Origin of the sequence: Rhodoferax sp. OV413 (assembly GCF_900104385.1) — a bacterium.
In the GTDB taxonomy this organism is placed as follows: Bacteria; Pseudomonadota; Gammaproteobacteria; order Burkholderiales; family Burkholderiaceae_C; genus Rhodoferax_B.
The window spans coordinates 1-14,924 of record NZ_FNJA01000014.1 but is presented as its reverse complement, the minus strand read 5'-3'; the positions used below and the strand labels follow the sequence as shown (position 1 = coordinate 14,924).

Annotated in this window: 14 protein-coding genes; 6 read left to right on the top strand and 8 right to left on the bottom strand. The window is 60.0% G+C overall.

Annotation, left to right across the window (positions count from 1 at the left end; translation table 11 throughout):
* Positions 1-588: 588 nt before the first annotated feature.
* Genes BLT66_RS25885 through BLT66_RS25875 form a run of 3 tightly spaced genes read right to left on the bottom strand, consistent with a single transcriptional unit; the run spans position 589 to position 6,370 of the window.
* Positions 589-3,285, bottom strand: coding sequence for a peptidoglycan-binding protein (locus BLT66_RS25885; protein WP_143029306.1), 2,697 nt, complete (start codon positions 3,283-3,285; stop codon positions 589-591).
* Positions 3,282-4,766, bottom strand: coding sequence for a cell wall hydrolase (locus BLT66_RS27000; RefSeq protein WP_218922665.1), 1,485 nt, complete (start codon positions 4,764-4,766; stop codon positions 3,282-3,284). The genes BLT66_RS25885 and BLT66_RS27000 overlap by 4 nt, the downstream gene beginning before the upstream one ends.
* The gene (locus BLT66_RS25875) at positions 4,763-6,370 is read right to left on the bottom strand and encodes a hypothetical protein (RefSeq protein WP_092762777.1); all 1,608 of its coding nucleotides are present in this window, start codon (positions 6,368-6,370) and stop codon (positions 4,763-4,765) included. Before BLT66_RS25875 ends, BLT66_RS27000 begins: the two co-directional genes overlap by 4 nt.
* A gap of 485 nt (positions 6,371-6,855) precedes the next feature.
* Between BLT66_RS25875 and BLT66_RS26655 the strand changes: the two genes are divergently transcribed.
* On the top strand, positions 6,856-7,281 hold the full coding sequence (locus tag BLT66_RS26655; protein ID WP_143029305.1) for a hypothetical protein: 426 nt from the start codon (positions 6,856-6,858) through the stop codon (positions 7,279-7,281).
* 149 nt (positions 7,282-7,430) lie between these two features.
* Here the strand turns inward: BLT66_RS26655 and BLT66_RS25865 are convergent, their stop codons facing one another.
* From BLT66_RS25865 to BLT66_RS25845, 4 genes are all read right to left on the bottom strand, one after another.
* The gene (locus tag BLT66_RS25865; protein ID WP_092762773.1) at positions 7,431-7,817 is read right to left on the bottom strand and encodes a hypothetical protein; all 387 of its coding nucleotides are present in this window, start codon (positions 7,815-7,817) and stop codon (positions 7,431-7,433) included.
* A gap of 130 nt (positions 7,818-7,947) precedes the next feature.
* Entirely contained in the window at positions 7,948-8,637 is a 690-nt protein-coding gene (locus BLT66_RS25860; RefSeq protein WP_092762771.1) for an Abi-alpha family protein, read from the bottom strand.
* Between the two features lie 456 nt (positions 8,638-9,093).
* Positions 9,094-9,507 carry a DUF3658 domain-containing protein gene (locus BLT66_RS25855; RefSeq protein WP_176955174.1) on the bottom strand — a complete coding sequence of 138 codons (414 nt, stop codon included), beginning with the start codon at positions 9,505-9,507 and terminating at the stop codon, positions 9,094-9,096.
* A 949-nt stretch (positions 9,508-10,456) separates the two neighbouring features.
* Positions 10,457-11,005: a hypothetical protein gene (locus BLT66_RS25845; protein WP_143029304.1), complete on the bottom strand. Its 549-nt coding sequence runs from the start codon at positions 11,003-11,005 to the stop codon at positions 10,457-10,459.
* Positions 11,006-11,159: 154 nt separating this feature from the next.
* On the opposite strand from BLT66_RS25845, the gene BLT66_RS26650 reads away from it, so the two are divergent.
* The 4 genes from BLT66_RS26650 (at position 11,160) to BLT66_RS25830 (ending at position 13,148) form a co-directional block, all read left to right on the top strand.
* A complete protein-coding gene (locus BLT66_RS26650) occupies positions 11,160-11,525 on the top strand; it encodes a hypothetical protein (RefSeq protein WP_143029303.1) in 366 nt (121 codons plus the stop codon).
* Between the two features lie 191 nt (positions 11,526-11,716).
* Positions 11,717-11,935 carry a hypothetical protein gene (locus BLT66_RS25840; RefSeq protein WP_143029302.1) on the top strand — a complete coding sequence of 73 codons (219 nt, stop codon included), beginning with the start codon at positions 11,717-11,719 and terminating at the stop codon, positions 11,933-11,935.
* Positions 11,936-12,010: 75 nt separating this feature from the next.
* A complete protein-coding gene (locus BLT66_RS25835) occupies positions 12,011-12,547 on the top strand; it encodes a hypothetical protein (protein WP_092762761.1) in 537 nt (178 codons plus the stop codon).
* A 154-nt stretch (positions 12,548-12,701) separates the two neighbouring features.
* A complete protein-coding gene (locus BLT66_RS25830; protein WP_143029301.1) occupies positions 12,702-13,148 on the top strand; it encodes a hypothetical protein in 447 nt (148 codons plus the stop codon).
* A gap of 1,168 nt (positions 13,149-14,316) precedes the next feature.
* Here the strand turns inward: BLT66_RS25830 and BLT66_RS25825 are convergent.
* Positions 14,317-14,559 (bottom strand): hypothetical protein, encoded by a 243-nt coding sequence (locus tag BLT66_RS25825; protein ID WP_092762757.1) that lies wholly within the window; start codon positions 14,557-14,559, stop codon positions 14,317-14,319.
* Positions 14,560-14,732: 173 nt separating this feature from the next.
* Between BLT66_RS25825 and BLT66_RS27340 the strand changes: the two genes are divergently transcribed.
* Positions 14,733-14,924, top strand: a 192-nt coding sequence (locus tag BLT66_RS27340; RefSeq protein WP_255407095.1) for a helix-turn-helix domain-containing protein, incomplete at its 3' end; no start/stop codon positions are given.

The following is a 14,924-nucleotide window of genomic DNA, read 5'->3' as shown; positions in this document are numbered from 1 at the left end:
CGTCCCCAATGCAAATCGCTACGCTGGAACAAGGACAGCGGCAGCAACCTGTTCGAAATCCAGCACAGGGTTGCTCGGCCGCTGCGCCGGGTAGACAGTGACCATCGGCGAGAGCCCATTTCCGTAGAGAACGGCACGGTGTCAGCCAAGTTCCAAAGCTCGCTCAGTTTGATTCCCATTGGGCGCTCCTGTGATGCGCACTATTTACCATATCGAGGTGACGGACGCATCCTCTTCTTTTAGGACGGCTGCCCCCCGAGGACACGCTTACCATAAGCCGCGGCGGTGATGAGTCCCGTGCAGTTGGCTGAGTGTTGGTGCCACTCCAGAACTGACCAGCTGGTGGTCAGGATTGGATCGGCTCTAACAATCCGCCATTGGGAAGGCCGCGGACGCGCAATCGCAGCAGCTCACCTTCCCAATACGGTTTCATAAGTAGGGCAATCGGCCTGTCGGCGGCGCAACTCGCCAAGGGCGAAGAGACGCGGTGCCCGGTCACGCACCATGATGAGGCGGTGCCGATGCGTGACGCGCGGCTATCAAGGCGGAGGGAGTGTCGGCAGCACTTCAGCCTGCCGTGGCGCTGCGTTAGGCCGCGGAGCCGGGCATGCCCGCGTGGACCACCTCGTAGGCATCGCTGGGGAACAGCGTCACTGAAATCTCGCCCTGGTTGCCCTGGTTTCCGCCGAGCACCACCCAGCCGCTAGCGGTCTTGCCAACAAGAAAGGCCACGTGGTTCTGAGGTGCCGCGTTGGCGCGGACCCGTGTCTCACGGATGAGCACCACGGCACCGTAGCAATTCTGCGATGCGTCGATGTCGACACTGCGGCCCCAGTCGACCCAGTTTTTGGCGCCCTCGGGCGTGTTGGTTGGCGGCGGCGGGCCGACGTCCTGAATCGTCCAGGCGACAAAGCACGCGCACCAGGCCGTGGTGGCCGGGTCGAGTTGGCCGAGGTTCAGCGCGGCGAGGAACTGGCGCACTTTGTCCTTGTCGCGGGTCTCGTCGAGGCCGAGCTGTGAGATGGCGCGCGACATCCACGCGTCTGCGGTGCAGGCGGTGCCATTGCCGGCGTCGATCACGCGCCAGGTCTGCTCACCGACGACGCCGTCGGGCACCAGCCCGGCGCGGCCTTGCAACAGCCGCACGGCGGCGCGCAGGTCCGAGTCGTAGACCTCGCCGCTGCCCTGTGCGCGGGCGGGGATGCCCAGCATTTGCGTCAGTCGCTCGCGCAGGTCCGACACCAGTGGATCGCTGGCGCCCGGGTTGAGCACCGGCCGCGGCTTCACCGACGGCGAGCGGCGCTCGACGATCGCCTCGTAGAGCGTGCCGTCGAGCTCGGCGCCGGGCGGCATGTCGAGCTTCGCGCGCCGCGCCGCGATGGCCGTGCGGGTCGCGTCGTCGAAGACACCGGTGGCGGGAGTTTGCAGCTTGCGCTGGACATTACGAATCTCCTCCTCGCTGAGCGAAGCCTCGATCTTGGACGTGGTGTCGGTCGTGCCAGTCGAGGGTAAGGTCCCTGAAGGCGGTGGCGGCGGTGGTGCGTTGCCGCCTGGCAGCGGGTCACCCTTGCCGCCGGAGCGCTTGTCGTCGTCCTTGTCCGACGTCGGCGTGCCGGATGCCCGCAGCTTGACCAGCCGACCCAGCGTGTCGAACCAAAACGGCGCACCAAGGCTTAGTGCGACCGCGGTCATCAACCAGCCGAGGATGGCGCCGTTGAGCGCGGCGTTCCACAACTGCGCCCAGGTGCCACAGCCGCCTGCTTCGGCCGAGCACTGGCGCAGCTCGGCGTCGCTCATCTGGCGGGCCAGGACCGAGGACTGGAAGCCCAGCGGCAACTGGAAGGGCTGCTCGCCCTGGCGGCGCTGCACGCAGCTGCCCAGCTGGCTGCTGCCCTTGGCAAACTGCAGCGCGCATTCGGCCAGTGCGCGGTCGAAGTCGACCGGCGCGGGTGCAGCGAAGCGGAACAGCTCGCCGCTGCGCGCATGCAGCGTCTGCACGTCCTGGATCAGGCTGTCCATGGTCCGCGAGGCCTTACCCTTCGGATCCGGCGTCTTCAGGCGCACCAGCGCCATGTCCGATCCGATCGCGCCCAGCGAGCGCTGCACCAGGGCGACGCGCTCCTGCAGGTTCGCGTCGAGTGTCAGCTTCGCGCCGCGCGTAGTGGCGGCGGCGCGACCAGTTGCCATCTCCAGGCCGAGGCGATGGATCTGGTCCAGCCACAGCGTCGCGGGCGACAGCGTGGCCGGCTTGGTCTTGCCGGTCGTCGTCGGCTTCGCGACGACCGTGCAGATCGCGACCGCCGGATCTGCCGCGGAGGTCGGCGCCGCGGGCGCCGGCCCGGCACCCCGGCAGTGCTCGCCGACGACGGCGGCCTCCTGGCAGCTCGCGGGCTCGGCCGCCTCGCAGCTCACGGCGAAGAAGCTGTTCTCCTGCAGGAAGGCCTCCTCCTTGAGCCGCGCCAGCAGCGCCTGCAGTCCATCCTCGACCTGCGTGTAGCGCGCCGCCAGAGAGTCCGTGCTGGTGGTCGTCGTGCGCGGCGCCGACGCGCCGGACTCCGCCGCGCGCCGCGCGCCGTCCACCACGACCGCGGCATCGGCTAGTTGCTTGCGCAGCTCGGCATCACCCCACAGCGTGCGGGCGATCATGACCGAGTCGACGTTGAGCCCGACCGCGATCAGTAGCGCGATCGCGAAGGTCCAGCGCTGCGACGAGCGCTTGAACCAGCCGCGCGAGCGTTCGCCGATGTCGCCGAACCAGCGCGCGACGTCGGCCTCGAAGGCCGGCCAGTCGCCGGTACCATTGGCGCCGCCGCGCAGGCCGGCGCTGTCGGTAGTGGCCAGCCGCAGCGAGGCGATGAATTCACTGGCACCGGCCGGCGCGCGGATCGCGGTGCTCGCCGCGGTTTTCGCGGGCAACACCGGCGCCATCAGCGCGCCGGGTCGCAGGCTGGCCATGAAGCCGGCCGGCGTCAGTCCCAGCGTCTTCGGATGGTTGCCATGCCCGAGCACCGCGAGAAAAACCTTCGCGAAGACGTCATCGGGGATGTAGGAGGGCGCGCGTCCGCCCTTGCCATCGGCCAGCGAGACGATCAGCGGGTGCGCGAAGAAGGAATCGGTCAGCGCCCGGTTCTCGCCGAAGGCGGACTGCACCGTCTTACGCATGTGCCGGCTGCGCCAGCGCATGCCGGAGTTGACGACGTACTCCTGGATCGTCGTGACGAACAGGCTCAGCACCGCATAGAGCAGCGCCATGCCCAGCGCGACATCGATCATCGTGTTGTTCAAGATGCGCTCCGCTCGATATCGTTGTAGAAGACGTGCCGGCCCAGCGTGTAGCAGGGAACGTGGCCGCGGGCCCAGCGCGGCAGGACCTCGATTGCGTGGTAATGCAGGGCGCCGTGGGTGAAGTCGGCCAGGCCGCCTCCGGCGGCGTTGCGCGCGATCGCCGTCGCGCGGACGAAGTAGGGATCGGCGCTGGTCACGCGCATCAAGGCGGCGCGCGAGGCAGTTCCCTCGTCCCAGCAACTGAACTGCGACGGCTTACGGCATACCTCGACGATGGTGCGGCCCCACCAGCGCGGTGCGGCGACGCGGTTGAGGATCACGCAGGCGACCGCGGCCATGCCCTCGTCGCCCTCGCCGCGGGCCTCGGCCCAGAGCGTGCGCGCCAGGGTGTCGACAACCTCGTCATCGCTAGGGCGCAGCGATGGCGGCGCGGCGGGCGGCGCAACGACCGCGGGCCGTGCCTGGGCGGCTTTCAGCGCCGGCCGTATGCGCGTGGGCAGCGGTGCGTTGCGGGAGGCCTGCGTCAGGGCGACGATACCGAAGTGGTCGAGGATGGGCCGTATCGGTGAGTACAGGGCATTGCCCACGCTGGCGTCGTCGATGTCGCGGTAGGCGCTGTGGATGCCGATTAACGCGTCATTCGCGTCGCGAACCGAGGCGCCACTGTCTCCATCCTCGGAGCGCTGGTCCAGCCGCGCCGAGCGTAGTTCGTCGATGCGCAGCGTCACCTCGAATCGGCTGCCGTCGGGATTCACCTGCTCGAAGTCGAGCTGGAGGACCGATTCCTCGCGCATTGCATGGCCTGTCAGCGAGCGACCGCCGGGCAGCGCTACGCGTAGCGGCGCGTCCACTGCGGGGGGATCGGCGATGGCGGCGGGCAACAACTCGGGCACGCGGTCGATCAACGCACGCCAGTCACCGGGGCTTAACCGCACCAGGCCCGCGTCAACCGGGAACGGTCCGGCGATGCCAGCTGGCGGCACGCCAAACACGGGAGTCGCGGTCTCGGAAAGGTAGGCCCGGTTGATGATCAGGCGTCCCGAGTCGGCGTCGATGGTCACAGGATCGTCGAAGGCCGCCCGGGTGTCGGTGCTGAGCACATGACCGGCGGTGACTAGGTAGTCCGCGCCCGGCGCGTAAGCATCGTTGGCGAGGAAGCCGGCGGTGCCGAACACTCGTGGGGCGCCGGAGGGCGGGTCAATGTAGAGGCTCGCGCACTGCAGTCGCGGCCTCGGCACCCGGCGTGGCGCGAGCGCGAGCCGGCCATGCGGCGTGTCGAGCCAACTTGGCACCAGCCCGAGCGGGGTACCTGTGGCGACATGAACGACGATGCACGGCTCAATGCCGTCCAGATCCAAACCGAGGCCGTCGATCGTCTCGGGTCGCAGCCATTCGAACGCGCCGATGCCCGGCTCGCCTAGGCGCAATGGAGCGCCTAGGGCTCGGAAGATTCGGCGTGCCCAGTCGTGCGCCGCGCTCACTTCTTGGCTCCTGACTTGCGGATATGGACATCACGAACCTCGATGAGACCCTCGTTGCGGAACACCAGCCGCAGATCCTGATCGGTGAGCTTGGCGTCCGGCGTCACCACTACTCCGATGCTCTGACGGCCGGTGGCGCTGTCTGACTCGATGCGCAGGACATCACTCGTCTTGAGGCTGGTGTTGCCGGTCAGCGCCACCGTTGGCAGGCTGGTGCCGCCCAGCGCGCTCAGCCGTACCGCGCTGCCGGGCTCCACGGTGAGCGTGCCGGCGGGATCGACCACGAGCTTCACGCCCGGCGTTACGAACTGGCAGTTGCCTTCGTCCTGGACGAGCTTGGCGCGCTCAAAGTCGGCGTTGGTGTGCGCCTTGAGATCGTCCATTGCCGCCAGCAGCTTCAGTGATGCGTTGCGCACGGCGTCCGTCTGCGGCGCCAGGGCGGGGGGCTTGAGATCGCGCGCCGCACCGCCGGAGGTGCTCGTCGCCCCGATGCGCGAGGTCGCCTTGAAGGCGGTGTCTGTGGTCGAGCTCCCCGAGGCCGGCGTGGCGGCGGCCTGTGCCAAGACGGCTGACAGCCCCTGTGTGCCTAGCTTCAGATTGCCGACGGTAGCGCGTAACGTCGCCACGTCGGCCTCGGTAGCAAGCACCGCCTTGTTGCCAGCGTCCTCGATGCGCTTAACAGCGTGCAGCAGCTCGAAGGGCGCTTTGTCTATGCGATCGCGCAGGGCGCTGGCGACGAGGAGTTGTAGGCCGACGGCCAAGAGCTGAGCGTCCGCGTCCTTGGCCAGCGCGTTCGCGGCCTTGAGTTCGGCGTTCTCCTCCACGACCACCGGCGCCTTGCCCTGACCTCGCAGTTGGCAGGCCGTCGTGGAGCTGCCGGCGTCGCAGCCGTTCCTGTAGCTGCCCGTGCGCTGCGAGGACGCGGGCTGCTTCTCAATCTCCCTCCGCAGGTCGGAGAGCGCGGTGCGCAGGCCGGTTGCCTTGTCTCGGACCTCGGCCTGGGCATCGGAGAGGCTGAGCGAGCCATCCTTCTGCTTCATAAAAGGTGGCTTGCCACCTGCCGTGCTAGTGCCGACGATCTGGTCGCGCTCGTAGAGGTAGCGGGCGCTGGCGCCATACATGGCGCAGCTAAGGGCCTCAATCGCCGCCTGGCGCGCGGTCTGGCGCGGTCGCGATTCGCGCGCGCTGAGCCAACTGTAGGTGGCGGCGCCAGCCAAGCCGAGCTTCGCGATCTCCCGCCGGGCGCCGTCGCCGAGCCCGAAGATCCCACGGTACAGTGCGTAGGCACCGAGCGGCAGTCCCACGGCGGTCGCCAACCAGGGCGCGCCGGATTCGTTGAGCTCGACCTTGAGCAACCGCAGCCGGGCGGCGTCGGCGTCGTCCAGCGCCGCGGGCATCAAACCGTAGAAGACGGGGCAATCGACGCCGCCTTTGCGGGTGCCGCTGGCGGTCGGGCCCGCGGCACCTTTGCCGCAGAGTTCACCATAGAAGCCGTCGCCATCGACCGAGCTGGCGGCCCGCGAGGTGAAACCATAGGTCGGGCGCTGGTCCGCCACCTGCGGACTGAACTCCGCGCAGCCGCTGCCGGCCAATGTCAGCGACACGGCCAGCAGCCGCGGTGCCCATCCCCTCGCGCGTTTCTGTTGATCTCTCTGGCGCATGTCGTCGTACTCCGCAACGAGTGTCGTCGTGCCGATTCCAATGTAAGGTGAAGCGGCCAGGCTGGCATCCTCCAAATTGATGAGGCGCCCAATTTGTGGAGAGTCAGTCAGGCCGCCATCAGCCCGTCCCGCACCTTGAACCGGGCGATCGCCTTGATCAGCGCGGCCGTGGACCTTTCCTTGACCAACGCAGCGTTCTGCTGCGTGCCGCGGTCGATCGAGGCGACAGCCTAGTTGCCCTGTACGATGTCCTTCGGCCCCGAGTCTCGAGCACCTGCAACCGCTGCAGAGTCGACCCTGCCGACGGCCGCTTCAGGCTGGTTGCTGCCGTTGGCATGTGTTTGGCGAATAGGTACTATCGGCCAAGTGCGGACGTTCACGACGGTCAGGTATCGAACTAGCTCCGCGGTCGAGACGGGTCCAATCACATGAACAATATCGATGTTTCTTCGGAATTCTTGGCCGTTGTCCTTTATCAGCATGACGCGCCTAGGGTGATGAAACTGACCGCGGCTGAGGCGGTTGCACCAAGCATTCGCCTGGGTGAAGCCGACTATCTTGATTCCGGAGCAGGAGATTGGTTGGGCTTTTACGACTGGTTGAGAAATCACCAAGGCGAAGTCATCGGCGTTCAGCAGTGGGTTGACGAAACCTCTACCTTCCCCTTTTCGACCAGATTTGGTGGGGTGGAGGCGAACGTCAAACATGGCGTTCTTCGTATCTTTTTTGGTCAATCGCGCGAAGTCGACGAAGAGAATTCTTGCGACCAAGACTTTGGAAGCAATCGCTTGCTCGTCACTGGCGAATCTGTCGCTCTCACCTTCCATGCGCCACATCTTATCGCCGAGAGGTAGTGCAACGTCAGTCTCTGGGAACCCAATCCATCGCAGCTGACGTCGGCTCGGGCCCCCGAGCCACCTGATACGATGCCAGGATTCGGCCAATACCAGTCAGTGACTGTTTGAGAAAGCGGATGCTCAACGTGCGTTGTTCAGCGGCGCCGTCAGGCGTCCGCCGGAATGGATGGTTGGGCTTGCTTATTCGACCTTTGGAAGGCAGTGAACTGCCTAGTGGCCGGAGCTGCGAGAATTAGCAACAGCAAGCCAAGTAAGGTGAAGGCTATAGCAAGGACAAAAGTTGGGACAGGCGGGAATCCAAATTGAACCAGCGCGATTGCCGCCACGATACAAATAGTGAGGAAGCCATGCGCGAATTTTGAACCGCGCCAAAAAAACCAGCAAGTAACCACGGTAACGATGGTTCCACCAAGCTGACTCCAACGCATGGTTCCGCCCAAGAGCAAGAGGCCTTTTGTACAAAGATCAAAGAGCACGATAATTGCGATGAATGCCGCGACGTAAAAGCGACCACGTTTTTCTTTTGGAGTCATAGCGTTCAATTTTGTTTAGAGAAATTGGCCCAACGTTGGAGATGACTGGCGGACCGTAGGCCGACGAAGCCGGCCGAAAGAACGTCCGTGTCGATCGACCTGTTCGGCCGCGGCGCGTGGCTTCCAACTTTCATTGGGTTTTTCTCTGCCGTGTAGTGCAAGCCCGAACGAACTCTCGCCCGAGCAACGTCGGGTTCACCGATGAAAACGTCTCGCCGCCACCCCAGGTACCTGGCACCTTCACGCACCCAACGCGTACTAGGTTCCCGAGGGCAAGGGCAATCTCATCAGATGGCTGTTGCGTGGCATCTTCCTTCTCGGCCAGAATACGCACGCTATCCGGCAGGGCATCCGTGATGATGCCAGCGTGCCTCGCCTCATCAAAAGGAAGAGAGTAAATCACGTTGAGTATGCGGGCTTCCAAAGGTGTAATTTGACTGAGAATCTCGATGAACGATCGATGAACCTCCACACCTGAAGCTGCATTCGCCGCGTTGACAAGGAGCGCGGCGAACAGATCCTGAAGCGAGTCGTCGTCCTCGATGGTCGCCGCTTGTAGAAGAGGAATAGCAATCTTCAAGGGCACGGCGCGGGACGGAGCTTCAAGTCCGGCCTCACGCAGAAATTGGTCCGCACGCTGCATCAGTCGCACCTGACGTTCCCATCGCACGTACTTCAGCCGATCGCTCAAGATGCCGACCCCTTCCTCGAGGGGACCTGCAACATAGCGGGCAATGAAGCCCCCGGCTTCGCGAACCGCATCTATGCCTTTACCCGTAGCCTTGGCCACTTCCTGAATTGCTTTGGACTCTTCTTCCATCACAGCCCCTTGAACGCGGTCGAACGTAATGTAGACCGCAGAACCTGCGGGATAAGCTGGGCGGTGCGGGATATTCTGGACACGGATTCCTCCTGAGAGTGGCTTGCAGCCTACGTTTTTAACGACCTTGCTGTGCAAACATCCAGGTATAAAAATCCCGTGAGACCCGGCAGGCTTATGCAGGGAAAACTATAGCTTGAAAAGGTGAAATCGGGGCGCTCCAAGGGCAAGGTTATGACCGCGGGAACGCTGGGTAGCGCATCGCAGACCGCTTTGGAGAGTGATGCCCATCGTCGGCTTGGGGTCCGAATGGACCAGCCAGCCTTTCGGCTACAGTCGGCCAATACCAGTCAGTGACTGTTTGAGAAAGCGGGCGCTCAACGTTGGCGCAGAACGGTAGGTAACACCCGCCGCATAGCGGCCTCTTATTGTTGACTGTCCGCTTCGAGCAACGGATTAAACATCACGTTTTACCCCTGCGAGTCGAACCTCTGAAAACCTCATGGCCATTGGGTCACCTTGCACCTCAAGCGCACCGCTGTCTTCCATTGCAATGATGCGGACCGGCATGTAGACATACGGAAGGTGAGGAAATTTCGCGTCGAATTCTTTCAAAGAAGTTCCGACGACCATCGCCACCTTGCGCCAGCGGTCTGTGCAACTTTGCAGGATAAGTGCATCAACCGCTGCAGCGTCAGCAGCTGTCGCTCGCCGCATCTGCGCCAACTCCTCCGGCGTTGGATCGTCGTCATTCTCTTCGTCGTCAGCGTCAAGTGGTTCTAGTTGATCTGACATGGTTTGATAGCGATGGGTGGCGGTAAGGTTTAAAGTAGAAGTGACCGCCGATAGGACGTCCACGTCGACTGCCATGTTAGAACGCTTACCCATTGAGGCCCGAATATATCGCCCAAGCGCTGGCGAGCACCCAGACAGCGCAGAACACCGATCGAGCCCATGCCCAAGCCGAACCACGAGACGAAGGAGTATGAGGTAGAGGCTTTCGAAAGACGAAAGCTGGCATGACCGCCGCGAAAAAGAGCAGCATGAATACGAACAGCACTTTGCCCGGGCCAGGACCGACCTGAAAGAGCCGCTCAAGGACAGCCGGCGCGAAAGCGATCACGATCAGAGCGCCCAGGAACTTCCGGCGATGGCGCTCCGAAAAGGCGCGAATAGCAATCGCGTACTTCGAAAAGAGCATTGGTACCGACATTGCCGGCGGCCTAACGTCGAAGCTGCCCGGTGCGCAGCACACGCCGCAAAACGGCATCCTGCTGCTGCGTGTCCGCACCGAGCGAGATGTTAAACCGCATTGCCCACAAGCCTTTGCAACATTGCGAGGTGTGCAGTATTTCGTCGAGCACCGTAGCAGGGAAGTTCATTCAGCAAGTGTAGCCAACGCTCAAGAAATTCAGGCGACTGCTCAGCGGCGCGTCGCTCAGTTTTCCAGCGCCTGTTTAGATTCATGACCTCACGCTCAAACGCTACGCGAACCACAAAACAGTCCTGACACAGGGTTCGACGCTGACATATATAGGCTTTCTTTACCTCGTAGGTCTCGCGCTGTGCCTCGGCCGAGAATACTGTTGGATGTCCACAGTGATAGCACTTGAAATGGATGTCTTCGTATACGGTAGGTGTCCCAACGTAGGTAAGCTTACGTTGGCTTGCTTCCGACCATTTTTCGACATTAGCGGGGATGGTCGAGGGCACGTGCTTCACCATGATGCGGTCTAACGTAAAAAGGACCGGACCACCAACACTTGCGGCGGAGCCGCCTTCTGCTGTTGTGGGTCCCTGTCGATTGAAAAGTCAAAGCTCACCGCTCACCTGTAAGCCTTTTCACAAGGTCGGTGAACCAAAGATGCTTCTCACCATTCACTTGAGTTGTTCGGGTCCCGAGAGGATAGTCCACGTACCCAGGAAGACGAACCGTCCAAGTCGACCGCTTGGCCTGATCGCTCGTCGCCCCCTCCACTTCCATAGCACCTCGCCAAACGCCCATGATCGTATTGGCAGGCAGCAGTGGCCTGCATGTTGCTCGGAACTCCTCGTCGGATTTGATAGTGGGTGGGGGCGCCTCAAACTCCCCCAAGACTAGTAGGTAAGACGAGCCGATCTTCAAGTACGGGAGATATCCAACTTCCACAACGGCGCCGGGTGACACGTTCTTGACGCCTTCGATGGCACGAGCCTTGTAGCGTGCGCCGCACCATTGCCCGCGTGGGGAGACTACTTTTCCCTCAATGATTTCGAAGACACCAACGATCCTTGCTTCGTCATAAAGCTGGGACAGCTTTATGGACGTGGGCGTGGAGGCGTGCGCCGAAATGCAAAGGGCCGCAAAGATAGCCGTGAGCGTCTTCATTGGCTTTAGCATAAAAGTTCCGTGAAACCCGGCAGGCTTGTACTGGAGAAACTATAGCTTACGAAGGCGTGAAATCGGGGCGCTCACAGGGCAAGGTTACCATCGGCCACAAGCGGACATTCCGTCGAGGTTTGCACACCAAAGTAATTGCGCAATGGACAACACTGAAATTAATCCGTATTGGACAAAACTTGAGCTGGCCATGAAGGCTGAACCTCCGGTCATTGTTCCAAAAGGGTTGGACGACGAGGAATACTTTGAAAGTTTACGCACCAGTATTCGGGAAAATGCCACGCCGCCGATTCGAGTGTTTGCCACGGTTAAGGAGCCAGGCTTCCCAAATCGGGCATTGGGCTCAACGGTCGATGGGTATCTACTCGCGAGAAGTTCGAACGGTGTTGGCTACTGGTTAGTTTATGAGCCTGACGAAGATGAGTACTACTGTTTTTGGGGGCCAGACGAAAGTAACCTTGGTGCCTATGGTGTGTCTGGGAATCCAATTTTCTGCTGGTGGGACTAGGGACGAAGGAGTTTCGGCTCAAAGTCTGACCAGTCTCAACCGGTAGGCAGAATCCGGCCAGAAGCGGACATTCAAGAGAGCTCCGAGCTGTTTAGTTTAGAGACGTAATCGTTGTCCCTATTTCAATATGCAAGGAAGAAATGAGTGGTCCTGCTCCGTTAGAGGTTAGGTTGACTTTCATAGCTTCCATCGTGGTTGCCATTGTCTATTTCTTTGTGGCCCGCATGCCTTCGTTGATGTACTGGAAGGCGCTACTTCATTTAGCACTATTTGGGATGGGGGGATTAGGTTTCATCGCGCTGATGATATGGAATGTCCTTATGCAAAAGAAATCGCTTATTGCGGTGAATATGTTTTTCACCATGTTGCTGATTTTCTTTTTGGTTCTTATGCTTATCGTCAGGACATGACGGCAGCTGATTTTCGGCTTTCGGCCACAACCAGACGTTCCATGATGCCGTCGCTGAAAGTATGAAGGTCCCCACATGAACCAGCTAAAGGCTCGGCTTATCTACCAGGAAGCGATGCGGCGATTACAGGATGCCGAAACGCTTTCTGACTCGGCGTTGCTCTCCGAACAATCTGATTCTTCGTATCTGCTTCGCCTGTTAGGGTTTGAACTTCTGCTGAAATTGGTTTACGAGTTAGATTTGCATGAGCCAGCACCCAATGTTCATTTTTACGAAAAGATTTTCGAAAAACTTTCAAGCGAAACTCAAACCAGACTTCTTACGTTGGCTGGCGGGCGCGTGGGCCCATCGGCGCTGGCCTCGAAGCCTGTAGACGTCTTGAAGGAATGGGGGGGAAATTTCATTGGTTTGCGCTACCCGTGGGAGCGTTACAAAAATATGACGGAAGAAAATTATTCGAAGGTCGGCAAGACATGGGCAGAAAAAGGCGCGCCGTTGAATGAGGCAACCTTTCGCTATTTCCCAGAAGAGTTAGTTGGATTTGTTTACGCCTTGCAGATTGTGGCCGGTGAGTTGGCCGAAGGCTCGACAAACTTGGACCCAAAGGCGTAGTGATGAAACGAGTAGCTCGGATTGAATGCCCGCTTTAGGCAAATCGCTATTTCCGCTGAGGGCCCGAATGGACCAGCCAGCCTTTCGGCTACAGTCGGCCATTACCGGACATACGAAGTCGCCCTCTGATTCCGCATTTCACTTGACAACTTCCATGAGAAAAATCGAGCTACCGCGTATTTCCGAGCGTATTCGCGGCTTCACTCTCCCGACGGACGGCCTGATGCACGTCTTCGATTACGACGAGGTATTTTGCGTGGACCTTGGTCGAGCCTCGGTTGAAGTCCTTACCGACAATCCGTACGCGTTCGATGCGGAGCACCCGGAGTCGCTTGGCGTTTCAGATAACCCACCCTTGCTGCTGACTAACCGAATCTCAGTCGCGTATTCTTTCGACCCTGTGGCGGATTCACAGCCAGTGCAAGTGCTGGTCGACGGCCAGCGCTATGACATATCGTTTCGCACACTATCCGGCGACTGGTTTGTCGCAACCCTGACTGCCGATGAGCGATACCTCATCATTGCCGAACCGTACATGCTGGAGGTTTATGCGTTCGAAGCCGGTACTGCTGCCGCAACCGCGGATACAGTCAACAGCTAGACGGTTTTCGGCCAACAACGGACATTTAAGACTCCCTGCCAGTTGTCCACATTTTTGAGGATGGCGTCACGGTTCCGGTACCGTTTGGCAGTGGCAAGATACGTTCAAGAGCTGTCAGTCAATGAGCAAGTGAATAAGTGCACCAAACCCTGCGCTGAAAGATTTTCGCGCGCATTACCCAACAATATGCACAGAAGAACCGTATCGAGAAATCGAAAGCACCAGTTAGGTTTTTCAAGCCTTGAAATTATTTTCTACACCTGCATTGTTTTTGCTGGCTATGGCTTAGTGGCTGCAGTAGTTGTTGGGAGCTCTTACCTCATGGTGAAGAGGAGCCCATTTGCACTGATACCTGTTGTGTTCTTTTGGCTATGGACGTGGAGCTATACCTCCTTTTGGGGCATTGGTCCACAGAAGTGGGCAATGAAAATTGCCGTACCTGCATGCGAGGAAGAAATAAAGAGCCTACCGAAAAGAGTTGAGGTCGACGGAGTCATGGACGAGGGCGCATTCCTTACTTGGCAGAACGTGACAAACCTATTGGTTCTCCGTGGACTCGGCTTTGTAGAAGTCAGAGTGCGTAGCGACTCAGGGGGGCGGACGCACTATTTACACACTTCCGAGACAAGCCTAAACAGACTGCTTGAAGAAGGTAAAGTCGTAAGATTTGACTTGGGCAAGCAAGGTGATTCGTCATGTATTCAGAAGGTGGAATCCTCGCAGTTCAAGCCAGACACATGCATCCGAATGAATTTGCTCGATGAGTCCAAGGCTCGGTACTCAGTTCGTCATTCTTTCGATAACAGTGCTATTCCATTTGCTGTCGGAAATTGGGTACTCTCTGACAATACGCTAAACACCGAAATTGTGCGCATAAGTACACACGACTCGCCCACTCGTGCACAGCTTGGCAACCCCTCCACAATTCAGAAGGTGGAAACCTTAAAAAATTGTCGTGGTCCCCACGCTCTCCTTTTTTCGACCTTGTACGGAGTGACTCGCGGACCCGAACATGCAAACAACTAGCATTCAATTGAGCTGCCGGAAATACAGCAGAAGACTGCTTTTGTGAAAGCGCAGAGACTGCTTTGGGCCCAAAGCCGTCGATCATCGCGCCAGAATGAGGGAATAAAACCCACCTTTACCGACAGAGGGTGGGAGCTATACCTTAAAAATCTATGTCTTCCGTGTGGTCCAGGACTTGAGCCAGCGCCGTATCATGATCGATGGCAAATTCCGTACAGAAGTCGCGGAAGTTCTTCCGGTGTAACCCGGATCTGCGGCGAAACTGCTCCCCGTCCTCCATCCCAACCAAGGACATCAAGAAATCCCCCTCATCATCGTGACATAAGGAATCCGCGTGAAAAGCACCGTTTGGCAGGGCGCCGCATTTGATCAAGATGGTTTTCATGGACTACTCCTGTTCGTGAAAAACTAGAGTGTGCTGCAGACCAGGCGTCAAAATCCCGGACTGTTAGTGCCGATCCAAAACTGACCAGCTAAACCGCAAAGTGCCGATCCAAAATTGACCAGGGTGTTCCACTGACCTGCTGAAACTTTCAGCAGGGATTCAAGGTGATCACCATGGACATGATTGGCAAGGTCAGGCGCATGAAGTTGCGCGACCAACTCTCCCTCAGCGAGATCGCGAAGCGCACCGGGCTGTCGCGCAACACGGTCAAGAAGTGGCTCAAGGCACCCGGCGAGGCCGTGCCCAAGTACGAACGCACCAGCGTCGAGGGCAAGCTCACCGCCTTCGAGCCGGCCCTTCACCAG

What these genes read in the sequence shown, in the direction of transcription:
- BLT66_RS26655 (WP_143029305.1), top strand. Translation starts at nt 6,856, where the DNA reads ATGAACAATATCGATGTTTCTTCGGAATTCTTGGCCGTTGTCCTTTAT.
- BLT66_RS25865 (WP_092762773.1), bottom strand. Translation starts at nt 7,817, where the DNA reads ATGACTCCAAAAGAAAAACGTGGTCGCTTTTACGTCGCGGCATTCATC.
- BLT66_RS25860 (WP_092762771.1), bottom strand. Translation starts at nt 8,637, where the DNA reads ATGGAAGAAGAGTCCAAAGCAATTCAGGAAGTGGCCAAGGCTACGGGT.
- BLT66_RS25855 (WP_176955174.1), bottom strand. Translation starts at nt 9,507, where the DNA reads ATGGCAGTCGACGTGGACGTCCTATCGGCGGTCACTTCTACTTTAAAC.
- BLT66_RS25845 (WP_143029304.1), bottom strand. Translation starts at nt 11,005, where the DNA reads ATGAAGACGCTCACGGCTATCTTTGCGGCCCTTTGCATTTCGGCGCAC.
- BLT66_RS26650 (WP_143029303.1), top strand. Translation starts at nt 11,160, where the DNA reads ATGGACAACACTGAAATTAATCCGTATTGGACAAAACTTGAGCTGGCC.
- BLT66_RS25835 (WP_092762761.1), top strand. Translation starts at nt 12,011, where the DNA reads ATGAACCAGCTAAAGGCTCGGCTTATCTACCAGGAAGCGATGCGGCGA.
- BLT66_RS25830 (WP_143029301.1), top strand. Translation starts at nt 12,702, where the DNA reads ATGAGAAAAATCGAGCTACCGCGTATTTCCGAGCGTATTCGCGGCTTC.
- BLT66_RS25825 (WP_092762757.1), bottom strand. Translation starts at nt 14,559, where the DNA reads ATGAAAACCATCTTGATCAAATGCGGCGCCCTGCCAAACGGTGCTTTT.